Below are 20837 nucleotides of genomic sequence, written 5' to 3'. Positions count from 1 at the left end.
TTGTCTTCCCTTGGCTCGTTCTCGCCGCCGTTATCGCATCCGGTCGGTATCCGAGTGGTTAACAACGGCTTTCCTGTGGCGCGAGGGCAGGGGCGGACCCTGCTGGAAGGTGAGGATGCGGATGACGTCCATGAAAATGAGCGTGACGGGGCCAAACATCGTTGCGCCCTCCTATCTGTTGAACTGCCCGCATTGTCCGCCCGCTTGCCACCCTTGCTCAAACGAGTTTATCGTCGATTTCGAATGACTTGAGGTTATGCGATGAAACGCGGACGGTTGCCCTTGACGGCACTGAGGAGTTTCGAGGCGGCGGGCCGGCTCGGAAGTTTTACGCTCGCGGCGGAGGAGCTGCTGGTATCGCAGGCGGCGGTCAGCCGGCAGGTCAAGGAGCTGGAGGCCGAGCTCGGCAAGCCGCTCTTCGAGCGCCGCCATCGCAGCGTGCGGCTCACCACCGCCGGGCAGGCGCTGATCGAGGTGCTGTCGCGCGCCTTCGATGCGATGGATGCGAGCCTGTCGGAAATCCGGGGCAGGCGGGGCGGCGGCGTGCTGGAAATCAGCGCGGAACCCTCCTTCGCCGCCTGCTGGCTCGTGCCGAATCTCGACGATTTCCATTCCGATCACCCGGAGATCGACGTCGTGGTCGATTCCGACATGCGGCTGATCGAGTTCCGCACCCACGAGCCCGAAATCGCCATCCGTCATTCGACGGATGCAACCACCTGGCCGCGCGCCCAGGCGGAGCATCTTGCCGATGTGGAGATGGTTCCGGTGATCATGCCGTGCCTCGCCGAGGACGGCCCGCCGCTCGACACACCGGCCGACCTTCTGGCCTATACCCTGCTGCACGAAGAGAACCGCAGCAGCTGGCAGCGCTGGTTCGCCGCCGCCGGCCTGCCCGAGGCGCCGCCGGGCCGCGCGCAGATTTTCACGGAGGGCAATCTGGTGCTACAGGCCGCGTTGCGCGGCCATGGCGTGGCGCTGGTCGACCGTTCCTTCGCCGCCGAGGACATTGCCGCGGGCCGCCTCGTGCAGCCCTTCCACGTCTCGATCCGCTACGGCGCCTACTGGCTCGTCGCCCGCGACTTCAAGCGCTTGTCGCCGGAGGCGCGGGCGTTTCGGGAGTGGTTGTTGCGGCGGATTCTCGTGCCCCACGGCGCATGATGGGCAGCGCGAACCGTTCCTATAAAATCAGGTCTTCGTCCCGCCCACTGTGATCTGGTCCATCCGCAGATGCGGCTGGCCGACGCCGACCGGGACCCATTGGCCGGCCTTGCCGCAATTGCCGATGCCGGTGTCGAGCTTGGTGTCGTTGCCGACCATCGAGACGCGGCGCATGGCGTCCGGGCCGTTGCCGATCAGCATGGCGCCCTTGACGGGGGCCGTCACCTTGCCGTTCTCGATGAGGTAGGCTTCCGTGCAGCCGAAGACGAATTTGCCCGAGGTGATGTCCACCTGCCCGCCGCCGAAGGAGACAGCGTAGAGGCCGTTCTTCACCGAGGCGATGATCTCTTCCGGCGTCTTGTCGCCGGAGAGCATGTAGGTGTTGGTCATGCGCGGCATGGGGCGGTAGGCGTAACCCTGCCGGCGGCCGTTGCCGGTGGCCTTCATGCCCATCAGGCGGGCGTTCTGCCGGTCCTGCATGTAGCCGACCAGCTTGCCGTCCTCGATCAGCACGTTATAGGCCGACGGGGTGCCCTCGTCGTCGACGGTGATCGAGCCGCGGCGGTTGTCGATCGTGCCGTCGTCGACCACGGTGACGCCCTTGGCCGCCACCTGTTCGCCGAGCAGGCCGGCGAAGGCCGAGGTCTTCTTGCGGTTGAAATCGCCCTCAAGCCCGTGGCCGACCGCCTCGTGCAGCATGACACCCGGCCAGCCGGAGGAGAGCACGATGTCCATCGTGCCGGCAGGTGCTTCCACCGCTTCCAGATTGACCAGCGCCTGGCGCAGCGCCTCGTCCGCGCCGAAACGCCAGCTCTCCTCGGTGAGGAAGGCGTCGAAGGTCGTGCGCCCGCCGATGCCGTAGCTGCCCGTCTCCTGCCGGTCGCCTTCGCCGACGACGACGGAGACGTTGACGCGGGTCATCGGGCGCACGTCGGTGACGCGATGGCCGTCGGCGCGCAGGATGTTGACGACCTGCCAGCTTGCGGCGATCGACGCCGTCACCTGCCGCACCTTCGGGTCCTTGCCGCGCAGGTAGCCGTCGATCTCGGTCAAGAGCGCAACCTTCTGCTCGAAGGTCGGCGAGCCGATCGGGTTGTCCTGCGTGTAGAGCTGGCGGTTGGTGCCCTGTGGCGCCTCGGAATAGTCGGCGGAATAGCCGCGCGTCACGGCGCCCGCCGCATCCGCCGCGCGCTTCAGCGCCGACAGCGTCATCTCGCCGGAATGCGCATAACCCACGGCCTCGCCAGCAACGGCGCGCAGGCCAAAACCCTGGTCGGTGTTGAAGCTGCCGCCCTTGAGGCGGCCATTGTCGAAGGAGAGCGATTCAGCCTGGGCGTGTTCGAGGAAGAGTTCGCCGTCGTCGGCGCTCTTCAGCGTTTCCCGCAGCACCGCCTGCACGGATGCCTCGTCGGCATCGAAGAGGGAGAGGAGGTCGGTGTTCATGGCAGGCTCCGCAAACTTTTAAACTCGGGGTTCATGTAAGTCCCCCGGCGGCGGGCGGCAAGCCCGCCGGAGGGCGGCTTACGGCAGTGCGTCGTAGCCTTCGCCAAAACCCTTGAGGTCGACGGGGATGCCGATGCCTTCTTCCGGCGACTGGAAGACAATGAACGTGGCGGTGGCGCCGGAGCGGAAGGTCTTCAAGAGTTCGTCTTCCAGCACGACTTCGGCGTAGCAGCCATCGGCGAAGCAGCGCACGAAATAGGCCCGCCCGATATCCTTGCCGTCGACATTGAGGCCAAGCCCGTTCGGCAGCAGCACGCCGAGTGGTGCCAGCACACGCAGGATCTTTGCCTTGCGGTCGGCGGTCTTCAGCACGACGACGGAGAGGCCGAGCTCCGGCCGGTCTTCGGCGAGAACGTTCTGCATCAGCGCGCATTGCTCGCCGGACGCACCTGCCGGCTGATCGCAGACGATCGACCAGGCGCCATGGTTGGATTTCACCGTGCCGGGCTGCTGGGCCGTCGCAACAGAGGCCAGTGCAGTCGTACCGAGCGCGAAGACGGCAAGGCCGAATGCTGCCCGGGACAGCCGGGAAAGGGGAGCAAAACCCATGAAAACCTCGGAATCTCGAATCAGTCGGGGTATCTTTGAAGGGACGGGGCCGAAATGAAAAGCCCTGCGCGCTCATTTCCAATTGATTGAAGGCGGAAATTGGACCGGCCGCGCACACTTTATAATAGGGGCGGCCCAGGCCCTGCCGGACAGGCGCTTGCGGCATGCGGAAAGGGTGCTCCGGCCGGGATCGCCGCGGCCAAACCTTTCATGCTATAGGGAATTATGAAGAAACTGTGGGGATAGGCCCAAGGCTTTTGCTTTTGCGCAAAAATGCCGCACGGGCGGTCCCCCATGGCTGTTGCGGCGAGCATGAAACTGTGGTTTTAAGCACTCAGTATAGCAGGGATTCTGCGCGCCTGTTTGATCCCAATCAAACGCCTTGGGGAGATACGTTGTGAAAAACAAAGCTTTTGCAGTTCTGGCCGCTCTAGGCTGTCTGCTCTTTGCTTCGACCGCTTTCGCTGATCAGCCGTTCGACTGGCAGAAGGGCCTCCAGCCCGCCGCGACCTCGATGATGGAAGAGATCCGCTGGTTCGAGCAGTACACACTCTGGTTCATCGTACCGGTCACCCTGTTCGTTCTCGTCCTGCTCATCCTCGTGGTCGTGAAATTCCGCGAAAGCGCGAACCCGGTTCCGTCCAAGACCAGCCACAACACGGCGATCGAAGTCGTCTGGACGCTCGGCCCGGTCATCGTTCTCCTCTTCCTGGCGATCCCGTCCTTCCAGCTTCTGACCAAGCAGCTCGCCCCCACGGAAGAGCCGGAACTGACGATCAAGGCCACCGGCTTCCAGTGGTACTGGGGTTATGAATACCAGGTCGGCGAAGCGCCGCTCTCCTTCGACAGCCTTCTCCTGCAAGACGGCGACCGTGCTGCTGCCGGCAAGGAAGACAAGGGCGTCTACCCGCGCCTTCTCGCCGTCGACAACGAACTGGTCGTTCCGGTCGGCAAGCATGTGCGCGTCCTCGTCACCGCTGCCGACGTGATCCACGCCTTCGCCATGCCGTCCTTCGGCGTGAAGATCGACGCCGTGCCGGGCCGCCTCAACGAGACCTGGTTCAAGGCCGACCGCGAAGGCCTGTTCTACGGCCAGTGTTCCGAGCTCTGCGGCAAGGACCACGCGTTCATGCCGATCGCCATCCGCGTCGTCTCGCAGGAAAAGTTCGATACCTGGCTTGCTGCCGCCGCGACGAATGTCGGCGAGGCAAACAAGGCCCTGATGGCGTCTGTCGACGGAGCGGACAAGTCCGTGAACGTCGCCCAGAACGCCGCGCAGTAATTCCAAGGGAGTTGAGACCATGGCCGGAACATCCGCTGCCCACGGCGATCACAACGATCACCACGAACACAAGCCGCTCACTTTCTTTCAGCGTTGGTTTCTGTCGACCAACCACAAGGATATCGGCACCCTCTACCTGATCTTCGCGATCCTTGCCGGCATCATCGGCGGCACGCTCTCGGTCTTCATGCGCATGGAGCTGCAGGAGCCGGGCATCCAGATCTTCCACGGCCTGGCCCAGATGGTCTACGGCTTCGAGGGTGACGCCGCCATCGACGGCGGCAAGCACATGTTCAACGTCTTCACGACGGCGCATGCGCTCATCATGATCTTCTTCATGGTCATGCCGGCCCTTATCGGCGGTTTTGCCAACTGGATGGTGCCGATCATGATCGGCGCGCCGGACATGGCCTTCCCGCGCATGAACAACATCTCGTTCTGGCTGATCATCCCGGCCTTCCTGCTCGTGCTGCTTTCGATGTTCGTCGAAGGCCCGGCGGGCGGTTATGGCGCAGGCGGCGGGTGGACGATCTATCCACCATTCTCCACCGCGGGCCAGCCCGGTCCGGCCATGGATTTCGTCATCCTCGGCCTGCACATCGCCGGCGCATCCTCGATCCTCGGCGCGATCAACTTCATCACGACGATCCTCAACATGCGCGCTCCGGGCATGACGCTGCACAAGATGCCGCTCTTCGCCTGGTCGGTGCTGATCACCGCCTTCCTTCTTCTGCTCTCGCTGCCGGTTCTGGCAGGCGGCATCACCATGCTGCTGACGGACCGCAACTTCGGCACGGCCTTCTTCGCGCCTGAAAACGGCGGTGACCCGATCCTCTTCCAGCACCTGTTCTGGTTCTTCGGCCACCCGGAAGTGTACATCCTGATCCTGCCCGGCTTCGGCATCGTCAGCCACATCGTGTCGACTTTCTCGCGCAAGCCGATCTTCGGCTACCTCGGCATGGCCTACGCCATGGTCGCGATCGGCGCCGTTGGCTTCATCGTGTGGGCGCACCATATGTACACGGTCGGCATGTCGCTCGACACGCAGCGTTACTTCGTCTTCGCCACGATGGTCATCGCGGTTCCGACGGGCGTGAAGATCTTCTCTTGGATCGCGACGATGTGGGGCGGTTCGATCCGCTTCACGACGCCGATGGTCTGGGCGATCGGCTTCATCTTCCTGTTCACCGTCGGTGGTGTGACGGGCGTCCAGCTCGCCAACGCCGGCCTCGACCGCGCGCTTCACGACACCTACTACGTGGTGGCCCACTTCCACTACGTTCTGTCGCTCGGCGCCGTCTTCGCGATCTTCGCGGCCTGGTACTACTGGTTCCCGAAGATGACCGGCTACATGTATTCGGAATTCCTCGGCAAGCTGCACTTCTGGGTCATGTTCGTCGGCGTGAACCTGATCTTCTTCCCGCAGCACTTCCTCGGCCTTGCCGGCATGCCGCGCCGCTACATCGACTACCCGGATGCCTTCGCAGGCTGGAACGCGGTGTCGTCCTACGGCTCGTACATCTCGGCCTTCGCCGTGCTGATCTTCCTCTTCAGCATCGTCGAAGCCTTCGCCAAGAAGCGCGTCGCCGGCGACAATCCGTGGGGCGAGGGTGCCAACACGCTGGAATGGCAGCTCTCTTCGCCGCCGCCGTTCCACCAGTGGGAACAGCTCCCGAAGATCAAGTAAGGTCTTCAGACGATCGGGGCCGCCGGCAACGGCGGCTCCATTTCTAAAAGAGGCCGGCAAACCCGGCCGAACGCGACGGAAAGAACATGGCGGTCATCGAGCATCACGACACAGCAGCAGGCGGCGGCGAGGTCACCCTCTCCGAAGCGTCGCCGCGTGATTTCTTCGAGCTCCTGAAGCCGCGCGTCATGTCGCTCGTCGTCTTCACGGCCTTTGCCGGCCTGGTCATGGCGCCCGGCACGATCAACCCGTTCATCGGCGCCATAGCGATCCTCTGTATCGCCGTGGGCGCCGGAGCCTCCGGTGCCCTCAACATGTGGTACGACGCGGATATCGATGCGGTCATGACCCGCACCGCCCAGCGTCCCATCCCGTCGGGCCGCATCCGCCCGGAAGAAGCGCTCGCCTTCGGCCTGACGCTCTCCGCTTTCTCGGTCGCGATCCTCGGCCTTGCGGTCAACTGGCTTGCCGCCGGCCTTCTCGCCTTCACCATCTTCTTCTACGCCGTCATCTACACGATGTGGCTGAAGCGCTCGACGCCGCAGAACATCGTCATCGGCGGTGCTGCCGGCGCATTTCCGCCGATGATCGGCTGGGCCTGTGTCACCGGCGGCGTCTCCATCGAGAGCGTCGTCCTCTTCCTCATCACCTTCCTGTGGACCCCCGCACACTTCTGGGCGCTGGCGCTGTTCAAGATGCGCGACTACGAGGCCGTCGGCGTGCCGATGCTGCCGAACGTCGCCGGCGAGTGGACGACGAAGGTGCAGATCCTGATCTACGCCATCCTGACCGCCGTCATCGCCGTCGTGCCGACCTTCCTCGGCTTTGCGAGCCTCGGCTACGGTCTCTTTGCCGCAGCGCTCGGCCTCGGCTTCGTATGGTATTCTGTCGGCGTGTTGCGCATGCCGGAAGGCGACCGCGCGATGGTGCCGGCCAAGAAACTCTTCGCCTTCTCCATCGTCTACCTGTTCGCGGTCTTCTCCGGGCTGATGCTCGACCACCTGATCGCATCATTCGGATGGGTACTATAATGGAAACGGTAAACCTCACGGAAAGCCAGAAGAAGTCGCGCCGCGGCCGCAACATCGCGCTCGGCATCGTGCTCCTGGGCCTCGTCGTGCTCTTCTACATCGTCACGCTGGTGAAATTCGCCGGCGGAATGGTGGGCTGAGCCATGAGCGAGACGAAACAGACTGAAAAGAGTGGGTTGGGCAACGGCACGATCGTCGCCATCTGCTGTTCCTTCGTCATCGGCATGGCCGGCATGGCCTATGCCGCCGTGCCGCTCTACGAGATGTTCTGCAAGGTCACCGGCTACGGCGGCACGACGCAGCGCGTCGAGCAGGCCTCCGACGTCATCCTCGACAAGACGATTAAGGTGCGCTTCGACGCCAATGTCGGTCCGGGCCTCGCCTGGTCCTTCGAGCCGGTGCAGCGCGAAGTCGAGATGAAGATCGGCGAGACCGTGCAGATCCTCTACAAGGCGCGCAACAACGCCTCGACGCCGACCACCGGCCAGGCGACGTTCAACGTCACGCCGCAGGCCGCCGGCGCCTATTTCAACAAGGTCCAGTGCTTCTGCTTCACCGAGACGACGCTGAAGCCGGGCGAGGAACTCGAAATGCCCGTGGTCTTCTTCGTCGATCCGGAGATCGTCAAGCCGGTCGAGACCAAGGGCATCCACACGATCACGCTGTCCTATACCTTCTATCCGCATGAGGCGACGAAGCCGGTGGTTTCGTCTGCGGATATCAAGACGGACGACGCGAACAAGCTTTGAAAGACATGCGTTTCCGGCTATGCCGGGAATGAACGCGATACATTCGGGGATAAGTCAAATGGCCGATGCGCATCAGAAGAAACACGACTACCACATCATCGACCCCAGCCCGTGGCCGCTGCTTGCCTCCATCGGCGCGTTCGTCATGGCGCTCGGCGGCATCGGCTACATGCGCTATGTCTCGGGCGGCGCGTTCCACCTGTTCGGCGTCAACCTCGCCACGCCGTGGATCTTCTACATCGGCCTGCTGATCGTTCTTTACACGATGTACGCCTGGTGGGCGGACACGGTGAAGGAAGCCCATGAGGGCCACCACACCCGCGTCGTCTCGCTGCACCTGCGCTACGGCATGATCATGTTCATCGCCTCCGAGGTGATGTTCTTCGTCGCCTGGTTCTGGGCCTTCTTCGATGCGAGCCTCTTCCCCGGCGAAGCCATCCAGGCCGCGCGCGCCACCTATACCGGCGGCGTCTGGCCGCCGAAGGGCATCGAGGTTCTCGATCCCTGGCACCTGCCGCTCTACAACACCGTCATCCTGCTGCTTTCGGGCACCTGCGTGACCTGGGCGCACCACGCTCTGCTGCACAACGATCGCAAGGGCCTCGTCAACGGCCTGGCGCTCACCGTGGCGCTCGGCGTCCTGTTCTCCTTCGTCCAAGCCTACGAATATGCCCACGCACCGTTCGCCTTCAAGGATTCGATCTACGGCGCCACCTTCTTCATGGCGACCGGCTTCCACGGCTTCCACGTCCTTGTCGGCACGATCTTCCTGATCGTCTGCCTCATTCGTGCGCTTCGCGGCGATTTCACCCCCAAGCAGCACTTCGGCTTCGAAGCCGCAGCCTGGTACTGGCACTTCGTCGACGTGGTCTGGCTCTTCCTCTTCTTCTCCATCTACATCTGGGGTGGCTGGGGCGCGCCGATCGCGCACATGTAATCGAGCGCGATGCTCAACTTTTCGAACGGCCGCAGCGATGCGGCCGTTTGTGTTTGGGGCGAACCCCGGCCGCTTTGTCGCAGCTTTTCAGTTGGACGCAGGGCAGGCGGGCCGCTACCTATGCAGACATCTGCATTTTGATTGGACCCGCATCATGGACGAGGACAAGGCGCTCTTTCCGCCCGTCGACCCCTTCAGCGCCGGCGTGCGCGGCTGTTGCCCGCGCTGCGGCCAGGGCAGGCTGTTCAATGGCCTGCTGAAGGTGCGGCCGGCCTGCACGAATTGCGGCCTCGACTATTCCTTCGCCGATTCGGGCGATGGCCCGGTGGTCTTCGTGCTGCTCATCGTCGGCTTCATCGTCGTCGGCATCGCGCTCTGGGCGGAGGTGAACTATGCCCTGCCGCTCTGGCTGCATTTCATCCTGTGGATCCCGCTCGCCATCGGCCTCGGCCTCTGGCTGACGCGCATCCTGAAGGGCCTGCTGATCACCCTGCAATACCGCAACAACGCGCGCCCGGGCGAGATCGACCGTGGCTGAGGTGCCGGCAAGCCGCATGCCGGGCAAGGGCAAGGCGGTCCTGACAGGCATCGCCTTCCTCGTAGCACTCGCCATTCTGCTGTCGCTCGGCACCTGGCAAATGCAGCGCCTGGCCTGGAAGGAGCAGCTTCTCGCCGACATGGCCGAACGACGCATCGCGGCCCCGGCGCCGCTTGCCGATATCGAGGCGATGGCGGCGAAGGGCGATGATATCGAATACCGCCCCGTCACCGTCACCGGCATCTTCGCCAACAACCGCGAGCGCCACTTCTTCGCCACCTGGCGCGGCCAGACCGGCTATTATGTCTACACGCCGCTCCAGCTCGCCGACGGCCGCTTCCTCTTCGTCAATCGCGGCTTCGTGCCCTTCGAGGCGAAGGAGCCGGAAATGCGCAAGCAGGGCCAGCTGACCGGCGAGCAGACGGTCATCGGCCTCGCCCGCGCGCGCCTTGCCGAAAAACCCTCCTCCATCGTGCCGGACAACGACATCGCGAAGAATATCTTCTACTGGAAGGACCTCGACGTGATGGCATCGAGCGTCGCCATCCCGGCCGACAAGCTGGTTCCCTTCTTCATCGACGCCGGCGATGCGCTGAACCCGAAGGGCCTTCCCATCGGCGCCGTCACACAGTTCGACCTGCCCAACAACCACCTGCAATATGCCGTCACCTGGTACGGCCTCGCCGCGGCCCTCGTCGGCGTCGCGCTCTACGCCGTCTTCCGCCGCAAGGGCGATCGCCCGGCGCCTTGAAATGGCATAGAAGCAAGCAGGGGCGCACCCGGGAACCTGAAAGGGGAGAAAGAGGACATGCAGGCGCTTGCAACCATCCTCGTGGCGATCGTCGCCATCGAACATGTCTATATCCTCATCCTCGAAATGGTCCTCTGGACGACGCCAAGAGGCCTCAGGGCCTTCGGCATGACGCCCGCTCAGGCAGAGGCGACGAAGGTGCTCGCCGCCAATCAGGGCCTCTATAACGGCTTTCTCGCCGCTGGCCTGTTCTGGGCGCTGCTGCATCCCGATCCGGCCTTCGCCTGGCAGATCAAATTGTTTTTTCTTGGCGCGGTGCTGGTCGCCGGCCTATATGGGGGCGCAACGGCCTCGCGGAAGATTTTCGTCATTCAGGCGCTTCCGGCGGCCGTCGCCCTTGTTGCCGTCCTGATTGCCGGATAACCGATGAGCATGATTGATACCCGATCGGACTTGACCATCAGACTGTGCGGCCCGCGCGGCTTCTGCGCCGGCGTGGACCGCGCGATCCAGATCGTCGTGCTGGCGCTGAAGGCCTATGGCGCGCCGGTCTATGTGCGCCACGAGATCGTGCACAACCGTTATGTCGTCGAAGGCCTGGAGGCGAAGGGCGCGATCTTCGTCGAGGAACTGCACGAGATCCCCGAAGAACACCGCCAGCAGCCGGTCGTCTTTTCCGCGCATGGCGTGCCGAAATCCGTTCCGGAGGATGCGCAGGCGCGCAACCTGTTCTATCTCGACGCCACCTGCCCGCTGGTCTCAAAGGTACACAAGCAGGCCATGCGCCACCAGCGCCTCGGCCGCCATGTCGTGCTGATCGGCCATGCCGGCCACCCGGAAGTCATCGGCACGATGGGGCAGTTGCCCGAAGGCTCCGTCTCGTTGGTCGAAACCGTCGAGGATGCCGAGACCTATATGCCGCCGGACGAGATCAATCTCGGCTACGTCACGCAGACCACCCTTTCCGTCGACGACACCGCCGGCGTCATCAAGCGCCTGCACGAGCGCTTCCCGAACCTCACGGCGCCCGCAGCCGATTCGATCTGCTACGCCACCACCAACCGGCAGGAGGCCGTCAAGCAGGCCGCCCCCGGCTGCGACCTCTTCCTCATCGTCGGTGCGCCGAATTCGTCCAACTCCAAGCGCCTCGTCGAAGTGGCGCTGAGGGCAGGGGCCACCAAGTCCGTGCTCGTGCAGCGCGCCTCCGAGATCGACTGGGAGACGATCGGCGACATCCGCACCGTCGGTCTCTCGGCTGGCGCTTCCGCGCCGGAAGTCATCGTCAACGAGATCATCGAGGCCTTCCGCGCGCGCTACAATGCGGTGGTGGAGCTTGCCGATACGGTCGAGGAAAACGAACACTTCCTCGTCAATCGCGAACTGCGCTCAATCGAACTCACCCCCGCCGACATGGCCTTCGTCAATGGCGAGTAGGGCCTTGCGGGCGGCACCCCCCCGATCATTCCTATCCCCGCAAGCCTGAGACCCGCCCGTGGCCGTCTATACCGATATCACCGAAGACGATCTTTCCCGCTTCCTGGCCGCCTATGACGCGGGCACGCTGCTGTCCTACAAGGGCATCGCCGAGGGCGTGGAGAATTCCAATTTCCTGCTGCACACCACCAAGGGCGCCTTCATCCTGACGCTCTACGAGAAGCGCGTCGATCGCAACGACCTGCCGTTCTTCCTTGGCCTGATGCACCATCTGGCCGAGCGGGGCCTGTCCTGCCCGCTGCCGCTGCCGAGGAACGACGGCGCGCAGCTCGGCGAACTCTCCGGCCGCCCGGCCGCGATGATCTCCTTCCTCGAAGGCATGTGGCTGCGGAAACCGTCGGCGAAGCATTGCCGTGAAGTGGGCCGCGCGCTTGCCGAAATGCACCTTGCCGGCGAGGGTTTCGAGATCACACGCGAGAACGCGCTCTCCGTCGGCGGCTGGCGGCCGCTGTGGGACAAGTCGGCCGATCGCGCCGACGAGGTGGAGAAGGGCCTGCAGGACGAGATCGGCGGCGAACTCGCCTTCCTTGAAAAGAACTGGCCGAAGGACCTGCCGGCCGGCGTCATCCATGCCGATCTTTTCCCGGACAACGTCTTCTTCATCGGCGAGGGCCTGTCGGGCCTGATCGACTTCTATTTCGCCTGCAACGACCTCCTGGCCTATGACGTCTCGATCTGCCTCAATGCCTGGTGCTTCGAGAAGGACGGTTCGTTCAACCTTACCAAGGGCATGGCGCTGCTCGACGGCTATGAGAGCGTGCGCCCGCTCTCGCCAGAGGAGGCCGCCGCCCTGCCGCTGCTCGCGCGCGGCTCGGCGTTGCGCTTCTTCCTGACGCGGCTCTACGACTGGCTGATGACGCCGCCGGGTGCGCTTGTCGTCAAGAAGGACCCGCTCGAATACCTGCGCAAGCTGCGCTTCCATCGTCAGGTCCAGAACCCTGCGGAATACGGACTTTTGCGATGAAACATGTCGATATCTTCACGGACGGCGCCTGCTCGGGCAATCCCGGCCCCGGCGGCTGGGGCGCGGTGCTGCGCTACGGCGAGGTCGAGAAGGAAATGTCCGGCGGCGAGGCCGACACGACCAACAACCGCATGGAGCTGACGGCGGCGATGAGCGCGCTGTCCGCCCTGAAATCCCCCTGCGAGGTCGATCTCTACACCGACTCGAAATACGTCATGGACGGTATTTCCAAGTGGATTTTCGGCTGGAAGAAAAACGGCTGGAAGACCGCTGACAAGAAGCCGGTGAAGAACGGCGACCTCTGGCAGGCGCTCGATGAGGCGCGGCTGCGCCACAAGGTCGAGTGGCACTGGGTGAAGGGCCATGCCGGCCACCCGGAAAACGAACGCGCCGACGAACTCGCCCGCCAGGGCATGGCGCCGTTCAAAGGCAAGCGCGCCGTCGGCGAATGAAGTCGACCCGCTCGCGGATGGCCGCGTTCGGCTCCTTGTCGAAAAGCGCCAGCAGCGCGTCCAGATTGTCGAGCCGGTCCCGATTGGCGATCAGCCCGTCGGCCGCGATCTTGCGCACTGCGGTGGCCCTGTCCTGCGCCACCTGCCGCAACGTGCCCTCGACATCCGTCGCAATCCCGATCGGCCGGGTGAAGAGCTTCGGCACAGAGGATGCGTGGCGGCCGGAATAGCCGGCTTCGATCTTCTGCGTCCTGCCGACCACGACCTCGGCATTTCCGGACATCAGCGTGCGCGCGGCAAGCGCCCGCACCAGATAATGCCGCGCCGTCAGCAGCCTTGGAAGCACGGCGTCGAGGCGATCCGAGAGCAGCAGGAGCCGCATGACGGGTGCTACGGCCTCATCGGTCGATGTCGTCAGCCAGCAGAGCAGCGCGGGCCAGATTTCGTCGCGCGTCAGCAGCGCGATGACCGGGGCTGCGAGATCGACCCTGCCGCGGCGCTTCACATAGTGGTTGGCAATCATCGGCGCGATGCGTTGGGCCGCTGACAGCGGGATGCCGGGCGCAAGGCGCTCGAAGGCTGCGCGCCCGGCGGCGGCCACCTCCGGCACCCAGTCGTTGACCCGCAGCAGGAGCAAAGCGAGGCGAAACGCCGTGCGCGGTGCATCGTCCAGCGCCTGAAGCGCGGTCTCGCGCACGAAACCGTCCGGATGGCAAAGGCGAAGCCAGGCCGCCCCTCCCGGCGAAACGGTCTGGCGCGGCGTGTCCGGGGCGCTCTTGCGCAGCGCGAGCAGGCGGGCCAGCAGCGTCGGGGCGGGGTCCGAGGGGAGGCCATAGCGGAAGGATGCGGTGCAGAGGCGTGCGACCTGCTGCGCCGCTTCCGGCGAAATGGGATCGAGGTCGGCGAGAAGCGTATCGAGGGTGCCGGCATCGAGGCTGCCCGCACGCAGCGCATGAATTGCGCCGTCAAGCCGGATGGCAAGGCCCGCAGGCACCTCTGCCGTGCTGCCCTTTCGCCACGTATTTTCCTGCATCCGACATTCCCTTCCGCAAGCCCTCATGGAAATGCCCGGGTGTTGCCCGGGCATTCTCGGCTCGTTGAAAGGATGACGGTCCGGCGACCGGCTCTATTCAGAGCTGCTCGATCATCGCGGCGGCACCGGAAACGGTGGCCTGGCCGGGGCTTTCCTCAACATTGAGGCTCTTCACCACGCCGTCCTCGACGAGCATGGAATAGCGCTTGGAGCGCACGCCGAGCGTGCCGGCGGAAAGGTCGACCTCCATGCCGAGCGCCTTGGTGAAGCCGGCGTCCCAATCGGCGAGGAAGCGCAGCTTGCCTGCACCGCCCGTGGAGTTCGCCCAGGCGCCCATGACGTGATGGTCGTTGACGGCGACGACGGCGATGTCGTCCACGCCCTTGGCGAGGATCGCGTCACGATTTTCGAGATAGCCGGGCAGGTGGTTCAGCGAGCAGGTCGGCGTGAAGGCGCCCGGCACGGCGAAGAGCACGACGCGCTTGCCCTTGAACAGGTCTTCGGTCGAGATTTCGGCAGGACCGTCCGGCGTGCGCTCCTTGAGCTTGAGGTCGGGCAGCTTGTCTCCAACGGCAATGGTCACGGGTCTCTCCCTGTCTGTATAGTAGGCTTCATGTGGGTGACGGGACTATAGGCGACGGTCACTCGATGGCAAGCGGGCTTTCCATCGTCTTGTCGCCGGAGCGCACCGTCAGGCGGATCGGATCTTTTGCAAGATCGAAAACCTTGGGCTTGTGCAGCACCGGCACCTCTGCGACGAAGACGTTCCCATCGCGCCGGACGGGACCGGCCGCGCCGAATTCGAAGGTCGAGGAACCGGAAAGGAAGACGTCGGGTAGCTCCCCATCGGCCGGCGCCTCGAAGCGCACCGTCAGGGTCTTGTCGTCTGCCGCGAAACGCCCGGAAAGCGGTTTGAACCCGTTGCCCGATCCACCCGGCAGCGTCGCCTCGGCATCGGCGATCGCGGTCTCCTCCAGCGGATTGGCAAAACTCTCGCCGATCGAATCCACCGTCAGCTCCGCCTGCACGGGAATACAGATGTCCTTGCACACGCCGAGAAACACCGTCGCGGTGATCGCCCCGCCGGCTGCCTTGTCGAGCTTCAGCGGAAAGCGCACCGGCTTGTCGTAGCCGATATAGTGGTTCTCCTGGTCGCCGAGCCGTTTTGGCGCGGGGAAGCCGACCGATTTCAGTTCGGCCCCGCTGATGGCGATCGACGGCGGGATGCCGCTGCCGCCCGGATCACGCCAATAGGTCTTCCAGCCATCATGCAGGCGAATATCGATCATGGCGCGCACCACGCCGTCGGCGCCGGCCGGAAGGGCAACAAGGCGCACGTCGCCACCGGGCGTCTCGACCCATTGCGAGGTCGCGGCGGCGGCGGGCGAATGCAGAAAAATGAGCGCGATGGCAGCGGTTTGCAGGCGTTTCATGAAACGATATCTAGCGCCGGGGGCACCGGCTTTCCAGCAACAAAACCGTGCGGGACAATCATAAAAGCTTGATCGCGCGCTTTCCTACCATAACTTTCCTGCAAGGCTGGCATGCCGCGCCAGCAAAAAAGAACGCTTTTCATTTGGCGGTGAATTGGTAGGCTGTCCGCATTATGGCTATGTCGGTTCTGAAAAACAGACGAGAACGCGGCTTCCTTGACGGTCAGTTCCTGATCGCCATGCCGGGCATGGCCGACTCCAATTTCTCCCGCACCGTGGTCTATATCTGCGCCCATTCCGATGACGGCGCGATGGGCTTCGTCATCAACCGGCCGCAGCAATTGAGCTTCTCCGACGTGCTACTGCATCTCGACCTGCTCGGCGAGGACGAGGTGATCCGCCTGCCGGGCTCCACGCTCGATTTCCCCATCCGTTGCGGCGGGCCGGTGGAAAGCGGCCGCGGCTTCGTGCTGCATTCGGATGATTACATGTCGGAATCCTCGATTCCGGTCAGCGACGACATATGTCTGACGGCGACGCTCGATATCGTGCGCGCCATTTCGCGCGGCCGCGGCCCGCAGAAGGGCCTGATGATGCTCGGCTATGCCGGCTGGGGCGCGGGGCAGATCGAAAACGAGATTGGCGCCAATGGCTGGCTGTCCTGCCCGGCGCAGGAAGAGCTGATCTTCGACACCGATCTCGACAGCAAATACGAACGCGCGCTCGGCCTGATGGGCATCTCGCCCGCCATGCTTTCGGCCGAAGCCGGCCACGCCTGACGCTTCCGCTTATTTCAGACTTCTCTTTGGAACTTGTGCGGCTTTGCGCCGTTGTTTCGCCGCGTGAAAGAGCACGCCTCGAACAACAGGAGTACGACGGTGGGTAGCACGAGCGACAAGATCAAGGGCACCGCAAACGAAGTTGCAGGCAAGGCCAAGCAGGCCGCCGGCAAGGCAGTGAACAGCCCCAAGCTGCGGGCAGAAGGCGCCGGCCAGGAAGCCAAGGGCAAGACCCAGAAGGCAGTCGGCAAGGCCAAGGACGCCGTCAAGGGTGCGGTCGACCGCCTCTGATGAACGCCAGATGGCACGGACCGTGTCATCAAGCGATAGCGATTGAAGCATACCCGTATCGACTTCGGCCGATGCGGGTATTCTCTACGATGCGATACCGGGGACCTCATGAAACTTTTCACCTGCCAGACCTGCGGCCAGACCATCCATTTCGACAACCGCGTCTGCGTGCGGTGCGGCTCCTCGCTGGGCTTCCTGGCGCAGGATGTAACGCTGCATGCGCTGGTGCCGGAAGGCGAGGGTTTTTGGAAGATCGCGCCGAACGAAGGCGTCTACCGCTTCTGCGAAAATGCCGTGCACGACGTCTGCAACTGGTTGCTGCCGGCGGATAGCTCGCACGCCTTCTGCGAGGCCTGCCGCCACAATCGCATCGTGCCGACGACCGATCCCCACGGGCTGGAACGCTGGCGCCGCATCGGGCTCGCGCAACACCATCTCTTCTATTCGATCCTGCGCTGGCGGCTGCCGCACCCGACCCGTGAGGAAGATCCGAACAGCGGCCTGGTCTTCGATTTCCTGGCCGACGAGGTCGACGCCGGCGGCAATGTCGTCAATGCCGCCATGACCGGCCATGAAGCGGGCCTCATCAGCCTGCGCGCGGCAGAGGCCGACGACGAGGTGCGCGAAAGCGTGCGCGTCTCCATGGGCGAGCCCTACCGCTCGCTGCTCGGCCATTTCCGCCACGAGATCGGCCATTTCTACTGGTCGCAGCTCGTGCGTGACGATGCGACCCTGGGGGAGGCGAGGCGCCTCTTCGGCGACGAACGGCAGGATTATGCCGCCGCCCTCCAGCGCAACTACGAACAAGGCCCGCCCGCCGACTGGCAGAACTATTTCATCAGCACCTATGCGAGCAGCCATCCGGCCGAGGACTTCGCGGAATGCTGGGCGCACTTCTTCCACATTGTCGATACGCTGGAGACTGCCCGCGCCTTCGGCCTCAACACCGATCCGAAGGGCCACGAGGAACTGGAAGCCGAAGTGACCTTCGACCCTTACCGCGCCCCCAACGCCGGCCGCCTCGTCGAATCCTGGATCCCCCTCAGCGTGGCCCTTAACGCCATCCAGCGCTCCATGGGCCAGCCCGACAGCTACCCCTTCGTCCTGCCGCCGCCGGTCGTGGAAAAACTCGATTTCATCAACCGGCTGGTGCGCAGGAGTGAATAGGGAGTTGCGAATAGCGAATAGGCGATAACCCCCTATTCGCTATTCGCTATTCGCTATTCGCTATTCGCTATTCGCTATTCGCTCACGCCCGCTTCATCAGCGGAAACCGTTCTTTGAGCAGCCGCTGCACTGAGTCGTAGCCGATCGGCGGGCCGAAGAGGTAGCTCTGGCCGAATTCGCAGCCCATATTGCCGAGTTCGATCGCGTCCTCTTCGGACTCGATGCCTTCGGCGACGACCTGCATTTCCAGTTCCCGGGCCATCGAGATGACGGAGCGCAGCAGCACGGGGCGCTTGTCGGAGGCGTCGCGCACCAGCGCCTTGTCGAGCTTGATCGTGTCGAAGGGGAAGCGGGTGAGGTAGGAGAGCGAGGAATGGCCCGTGCCGAAATCGTCGAGCGCCAGGCCAAGGCCGACATCCTTGAGCTTGTTGAGGATGAGGCGGGCCTGTTCCGGGTTCTCCATCACGACGGATTCGGTGAGTTCCAGCTTCAGCTTGTGCGGCTCGCAGCGCGTCTTGGCCAGCGCCGCACGCACGTCGTTGTAGAGCTCGTTGTTGAGGAGCTGCGCGCTTGAGAGGTTGACAGAGACGAAGATCGGCAGCTCGCCGGTCTGGAGCTGCCAGTCCATCAGGTCGCTTGCCGCCTTGTCGAAGGCGAAGAGGCCGAGCTGGTTGATGAGGTCCGAGGCTTCCGCGATCGGGATGAACTCGGTCGGCGAGATGTTGCCACGCTTGGGGTGGTCCCAGCGCATCAGCGCCTCGAAGCCGGCGATTTCGGCATCCGAGAGGCGGACGATCGGCTGGTAGACGAGGGAAAGCTCCTTGCGCTCGATGGCGCGGCGGAGATCCGTCTCGATCTGCAGGCGATCGGCGCCGAAGGTGCGGAAGGCAGGGCGGAACGGCTCGACACGGTTGCCGCCGGCCTTTTTCGCCCGGTACATGGCGAGTTCCGCGTCATTAAGCAGGCCGGCCGCATCCTCCTGCTGGTCGACCCAGGAGACGAGGCCGATCGAGGCGGTCAGGATGATCTCGCGGCCGCCGAAATTGATCGGCACCATGATCGCCTTGCTGACGGCATCCGCAAAATCCGCCACCTTGGCGGGGTCACGCTCGGACATCAGGATCAGTCCGAACTGGTCGCCGGCCAGCCGCGCCAGCGTGTCCTGCGGCTTCAGCAGGCGTCGCAGGCGGCGGGTCAGCGCGATAAGGATGTTGTCGCCTGCCGCAATGCCGAGTGCATCGTTGACCTGCTTGTAGCGGTCGATGTCGATGGTCAGCACGGTCGGGCGCACGTTTTCCGAGCTGGCGGTCAGGGCGAGGACCGATTGCAGGCGATCGAGGAAAACCTGACGGTTCGGCAGGCCGGTGAGGTTGTCGTGCAGCGCATCCTGGAGCAGGCGGTCGACGGAGTTGCGCTGTTCGGTGATGTCGATGATCGTGCCAACGCAGCGGATGATTTCGCCGTTTGCGCCGAGCACTGGCCGGGCGCGGATCGACAGCCAGTGATAATGGCCGTCTTCGGCGCGCACGCGGAACTGATGGTTGAGCCGGCCCTTGCGGTGTTCCAGCAGCACGTCGAGCGTCGCGCGAAAACGGTCGCGGTCGTCCGGGTGGAGGCGCGGCAGCCAGTTGCGCGCGGGGCCATGCATGACGCCGGGCGCAAGGCCGAGCTGGATGGAGATATCGGGAATGGTGACGACGCGGTCGCGCGCCACGTCCCAGTCCCAGACCGTATCGCCGGAGCCCGTCAACGCCAGCGACTGGCGTTCGAGATCGGAAAACAGGCCCTGGCTATAAGCGCCGCCGGCAAAGGCGTGCTGCATCACCGTGAAGCCGATGAGGAGCACGATCAGCACGAGGCCGCCGCCCAGGGCCGGCTGGATGATGTCGTTGTTGAGCTGCCCCGTCACCGTGAGCCAGGCGCCAAACAGCCAGACGAGGATCAGCGCCCAGGCAGGCACCAGCAGGATCGCGCGGTCATACCGATTGAAGCCGAGATAGGCGATGAGCACGATGCCGACGGAGCCGGTGAGCGCGAAGGACAGGCGGGCGATGCCGGACGCGATCGGCGGATCGTAGATCGCCACGCCGAACAGCAGGCCGAGGCCGAGGATCCAGGCGAGCGTCGCATAGGAGAGATGCGCGTGCCAGCGGTTGAGGTTCAGGTAGGTGAACAGGAACACCACGAGGCCGGCGGCAAGGAAGACCTCCGTGCCCGCCCGCCATATTCGTTCATCGCCCGCGGTGATGCTGATGAGCTTCGACAGGAAGCCGAAATCGACGCAGATATAGCCGAGCACCGCCCAGGCGAGCGCCGCCGTCGCCGGCAGCATGGAGGTGCCCTTCACCACGAAGAGGATGGTGAGGAACACCGCGAGCAGGCCCGCAATGCCGAGCACGATGCCGCGATAGAGCGTGAAGGCGTTGACCGTGTCCTTGTAGGCGTCCGGCTCCCAGAGGTAGATCTGCGGCAGGTCGGGCGTTGCGAGCTCCGCGACGAAGGTGACGACCGAGCCGGGGTTGAGCGTGATGCGGAAGACGTCGGCCTCTTCGCTCGGCTGCCGATCGAGCGCAAAGCCTTCGCTTGGCGTGATCGAGATGATGCGTTTGGCGCCAAGGTCCGGCCAGAACAGTTTGGACTGCACGAGGCGGAAGTGCGGCGCGACGATCACGCGGTCGATCTGCTCTTCAGAGACATTGGCGAGCGCGAAGACGGCCCAGTCGCCCTGGTGGTCTTCGGACGTGGCGCGCACCTCGATGCGGCGCACGATGCCGTCCGTGCCCGGCGCCGTGGAAACCTGGAAGGCCTCGCCGCGGCCGGTATAGATCTCGGTGGTGGCGGTCAGGTCGAGCGCGGTGTCGTCACGGGAGATCTTGACGGGCTCGACGGCATGGGCGGGCAGGCCCAGCGCGCCGACGAGCATCGTCACGGCGAGGAGAACGAGGGCAAGCAACCGGCTGGCACGCAGCGTTTGCTGCACGGATGGAGGCATCATTGAAACTGCATTGTCCTTAGGTACGGCCCAGTCCTGTCGCG

At 64.2% G+C, this 20837-nt stretch carries 22 protein-coding genes; 16 read left to right on the top strand and 6 right to left on the bottom strand.

Annotated elements, in window-relative coordinates; all coding sequences use genetic code 11:
• Window positions 1-261 precede the first annotated feature (261 nt).
• Window positions 262-1161 (top strand): LysR substrate-binding domain-containing protein, encoded by a 900-nt coding sequence (locus AC1Q6Z_RS21355; protein WP_492649189.1) that lies wholly within the window; start codon window positions 262-264, stop codon window positions 1159-1161.
• Between the two features lie 27 nt (window positions 1162-1188).
• Here AC1Q6Z_RS21355 and tldD read toward each other — a convergent pair whose 3' ends face one another.
• Both tldD and AC1Q6Z_RS21345 read right to left on the bottom strand, forming a co-directional pair.
• Window positions 1189-2604, bottom strand: a complete 1416-nt coding sequence (tldD, locus tag AC1Q6Z_RS21350; protein WP_256118611.1) for a metalloprotease TldD — start codon at window positions 2602-2604, stop codon at window positions 1189-1191.
• Between the two features lie 78 nt (window positions 2605-2682).
• Window positions 2683-3213 carry an invasion associated locus B family protein gene (locus tag AC1Q6Z_RS21345; RefSeq protein WP_435267396.1) on the bottom strand — a complete coding sequence of 177 codons (531 nt, stop codon included), beginning with the start codon at window positions 3211-3213 and terminating at the stop codon, window positions 2683-2685.
• A gap of 397 nt (window positions 3214-3610) precedes the next feature.
• Here AC1Q6Z_RS21345 and coxB point away from each other — a divergent pair, with 397 nt between their 5' ends.
• The 12 genes from coxB to rnhA all read left to right on the top strand — a co-directional run bounded on the left by coxB (window position 3611) and on the right by rnhA (window position 13098).
• The gene (gene coxB, locus AC1Q6Z_RS21340; RefSeq protein ID WP_439626683.1) at window positions 3611-4495 is read left to right on the top strand and encodes a cytochrome c oxidase subunit II; all 885 of its coding nucleotides are present in this window, start codon (window positions 3611-3613) and stop codon (window positions 4493-4495) included.
• Window positions 4496-4514: 19 nt separating this feature from the next.
• On the top strand, window positions 4515-6182 hold the full coding sequence (gene ctaD, locus AC1Q6Z_RS21335) for a cytochrome c oxidase subunit I (protein WP_256118614.1): 1668 nt from the start codon (window positions 4515-4517) through the stop codon (window positions 6180-6182).
• A gap of 86 nt (window positions 6183-6268) precedes the next feature.
• Window positions 6269-7213: a heme o synthase gene (locus AC1Q6Z_RS21330; RefSeq protein ID WP_492649188.1), complete on the top strand. Its 945-nt coding sequence runs from the start codon at window positions 6269-6271 to the stop codon at window positions 7211-7213.
• Window positions 7213-7353, top strand: coding sequence for a cytochrome c oxidase system small membrane protein (locus tag AC1Q6Z_RS21325; RefSeq protein WP_256118616.1), 141 nt, complete (start codon window positions 7213-7215; stop codon window positions 7351-7353). The genes AC1Q6Z_RS21330 and AC1Q6Z_RS21325 overlap by 1 nt, the downstream gene beginning before the upstream one ends.
• 3 nt (window positions 7354-7356) lie before the next feature.
• Window positions 7357-7962, top strand: coding sequence for a cytochrome c oxidase assembly protein (locus tag AC1Q6Z_RS21320; RefSeq protein ID WP_256118617.1), 606 nt, complete (start codon window positions 7357-7359; stop codon window positions 7960-7962).
• A gap of 58 nt (window positions 7963-8020) precedes the next feature.
• Complete coding sequence (locus AC1Q6Z_RS21315; protein WP_256118618.1) at window positions 8021-8899, top strand: cytochrome c oxidase subunit 3; 879 nt, start codon at window positions 8021-8023, stop codon at window positions 8897-8899.
• Window positions 8900-9053: 154 nt separating this feature from the next.
• Window positions 9054-9437 carry a DUF983 domain-containing protein gene (locus AC1Q6Z_RS21310; RefSeq protein WP_256118619.1) on the top strand — a complete coding sequence of 128 codons (384 nt, stop codon included), beginning with the start codon at window positions 9054-9056 and terminating at the stop codon, window positions 9435-9437.
• 16 nt (window positions 9438-9453) lie between these two features.
• Window positions 9454-10188 carry an SURF1 family protein gene (locus AC1Q6Z_RS21305; protein WP_492649303.1) on the top strand — a complete coding sequence of 245 codons (735 nt, stop codon included), beginning with the start codon at window positions 9454-9456 and terminating at the stop codon, window positions 10186-10188.
• Window positions 10189-10245: 57 nt separating this feature from the next.
• The gene (locus AC1Q6Z_RS21300) at window positions 10246-10611 is read left to right on the top strand and encodes a DUF1304 domain-containing protein (protein ID WP_492649187.1); all 366 of its coding nucleotides are present in this window, start codon (window positions 10246-10248) and stop codon (window positions 10609-10611) included.
• Between the two features lie 3 nt (window positions 10612-10614).
• On the top strand, window positions 10615-11622 hold the full coding sequence (ispH, locus tag AC1Q6Z_RS21295; protein ID WP_492649186.1) for a 4-hydroxy-3-methylbut-2-enyl diphosphate reductase: 1008 nt from the start codon (window positions 10615-10617) through the stop codon (window positions 11620-11622).
• Window positions 11623-11680: 58 nt separating this feature from the next.
• Window positions 11681-12646 (top strand): homoserine kinase, encoded by a 966-nt coding sequence (locus AC1Q6Z_RS21290; protein WP_492649185.1) that lies wholly within the window; start codon window positions 11681-11683, stop codon window positions 12644-12646.
• The gene (gene rnhA, locus AC1Q6Z_RS21285) at window positions 12643-13098 is read left to right on the top strand and encodes a ribonuclease HI (RefSeq protein WP_256118623.1); all 456 of its coding nucleotides are present in this window, start codon (window positions 12643-12645) and stop codon (window positions 13096-13098) included. The genes AC1Q6Z_RS21290 and rnhA overlap by 4 nt, the downstream gene beginning before the upstream one ends.
• Here the strand turns inward: rnhA and AC1Q6Z_RS21280 are convergent.
• From AC1Q6Z_RS21280 to AC1Q6Z_RS21270, 3 genes are all read right to left on the bottom strand, one after another.
• Complete coding sequence (locus AC1Q6Z_RS21280) at window positions 13070-14131, bottom strand: hypothetical protein (RefSeq protein WP_492649184.1); 1062 nt, start codon at window positions 14129-14131, stop codon at window positions 13070-13072. The two genes, rnhA and AC1Q6Z_RS21280, sit on opposite strands and share 29 nt — an antisense overlap.
• Window positions 14132-14228: 97 nt before the next feature.
• On the bottom strand, window positions 14229-14714 hold the full coding sequence (locus tag AC1Q6Z_RS21275; protein ID WP_256118625.1) for a peroxiredoxin: 486 nt from the start codon (window positions 14712-14714) through the stop codon (window positions 14229-14231).
• Between the two features lie 58 nt (window positions 14715-14772).
• A complete protein-coding gene (locus AC1Q6Z_RS21270) occupies window positions 14773-15564 on the bottom strand; it encodes a protein-disulfide reductase DsbD domain-containing protein (RefSeq protein ID WP_492649183.1) in 792 nt (263 codons plus the stop codon).
• Between the two features lie 173 nt (window positions 15565-15737).
• On the opposite strand from AC1Q6Z_RS21270, the gene AC1Q6Z_RS21265 reads away from it, so the two are divergent.
• The 3 genes from AC1Q6Z_RS21265 (at window position 15738) to AC1Q6Z_RS21255 (ending at window position 17801) form a co-directional block, all read left to right on the top strand.
• Window positions 15738-16343, top strand: a complete 606-nt coding sequence (locus AC1Q6Z_RS21265) for a YqgE/AlgH family protein (RefSeq protein ID WP_492649182.1) — start codon at window positions 15738-15740, stop codon at window positions 16341-16343.
• 99 nt (window positions 16344-16442) lie between these two features.
• Window positions 16443-16634 (top strand): CsbD family protein, encoded by a 192-nt coding sequence (locus AC1Q6Z_RS21260; protein ID WP_256118628.1) that lies wholly within the window; start codon window positions 16443-16445, stop codon window positions 16632-16634.
• A 108-nt stretch (window positions 16635-16742) separates the two neighbouring features.
• A complete protein-coding gene (locus AC1Q6Z_RS21255; protein ID WP_492649181.1) occupies window positions 16743-17801 on the top strand; it encodes a zinc-binding metallopeptidase family protein in 1059 nt (352 codons plus the stop codon).
• A gap of 82 nt (window positions 17802-17883) precedes the next feature.
• Here the strand turns inward: AC1Q6Z_RS21255 and AC1Q6Z_RS21250 are convergent, their stop codons facing one another.
• On the bottom strand, window positions 17884-20796 hold the full coding sequence (locus AC1Q6Z_RS21250; protein ID WP_439616629.1) for an EAL domain-containing protein: 2913 nt from the start codon (window positions 20794-20796) through the stop codon (window positions 17884-17886).
• Window positions 20797-20837 lie beyond the last annotated feature (41 nt).

This window comes from Shinella sp. GW835-FHT14H05 (assembly GCF_058793575.1).
This window is presented reverse-complemented; position numbering and strand designations above follow the sequence as displayed.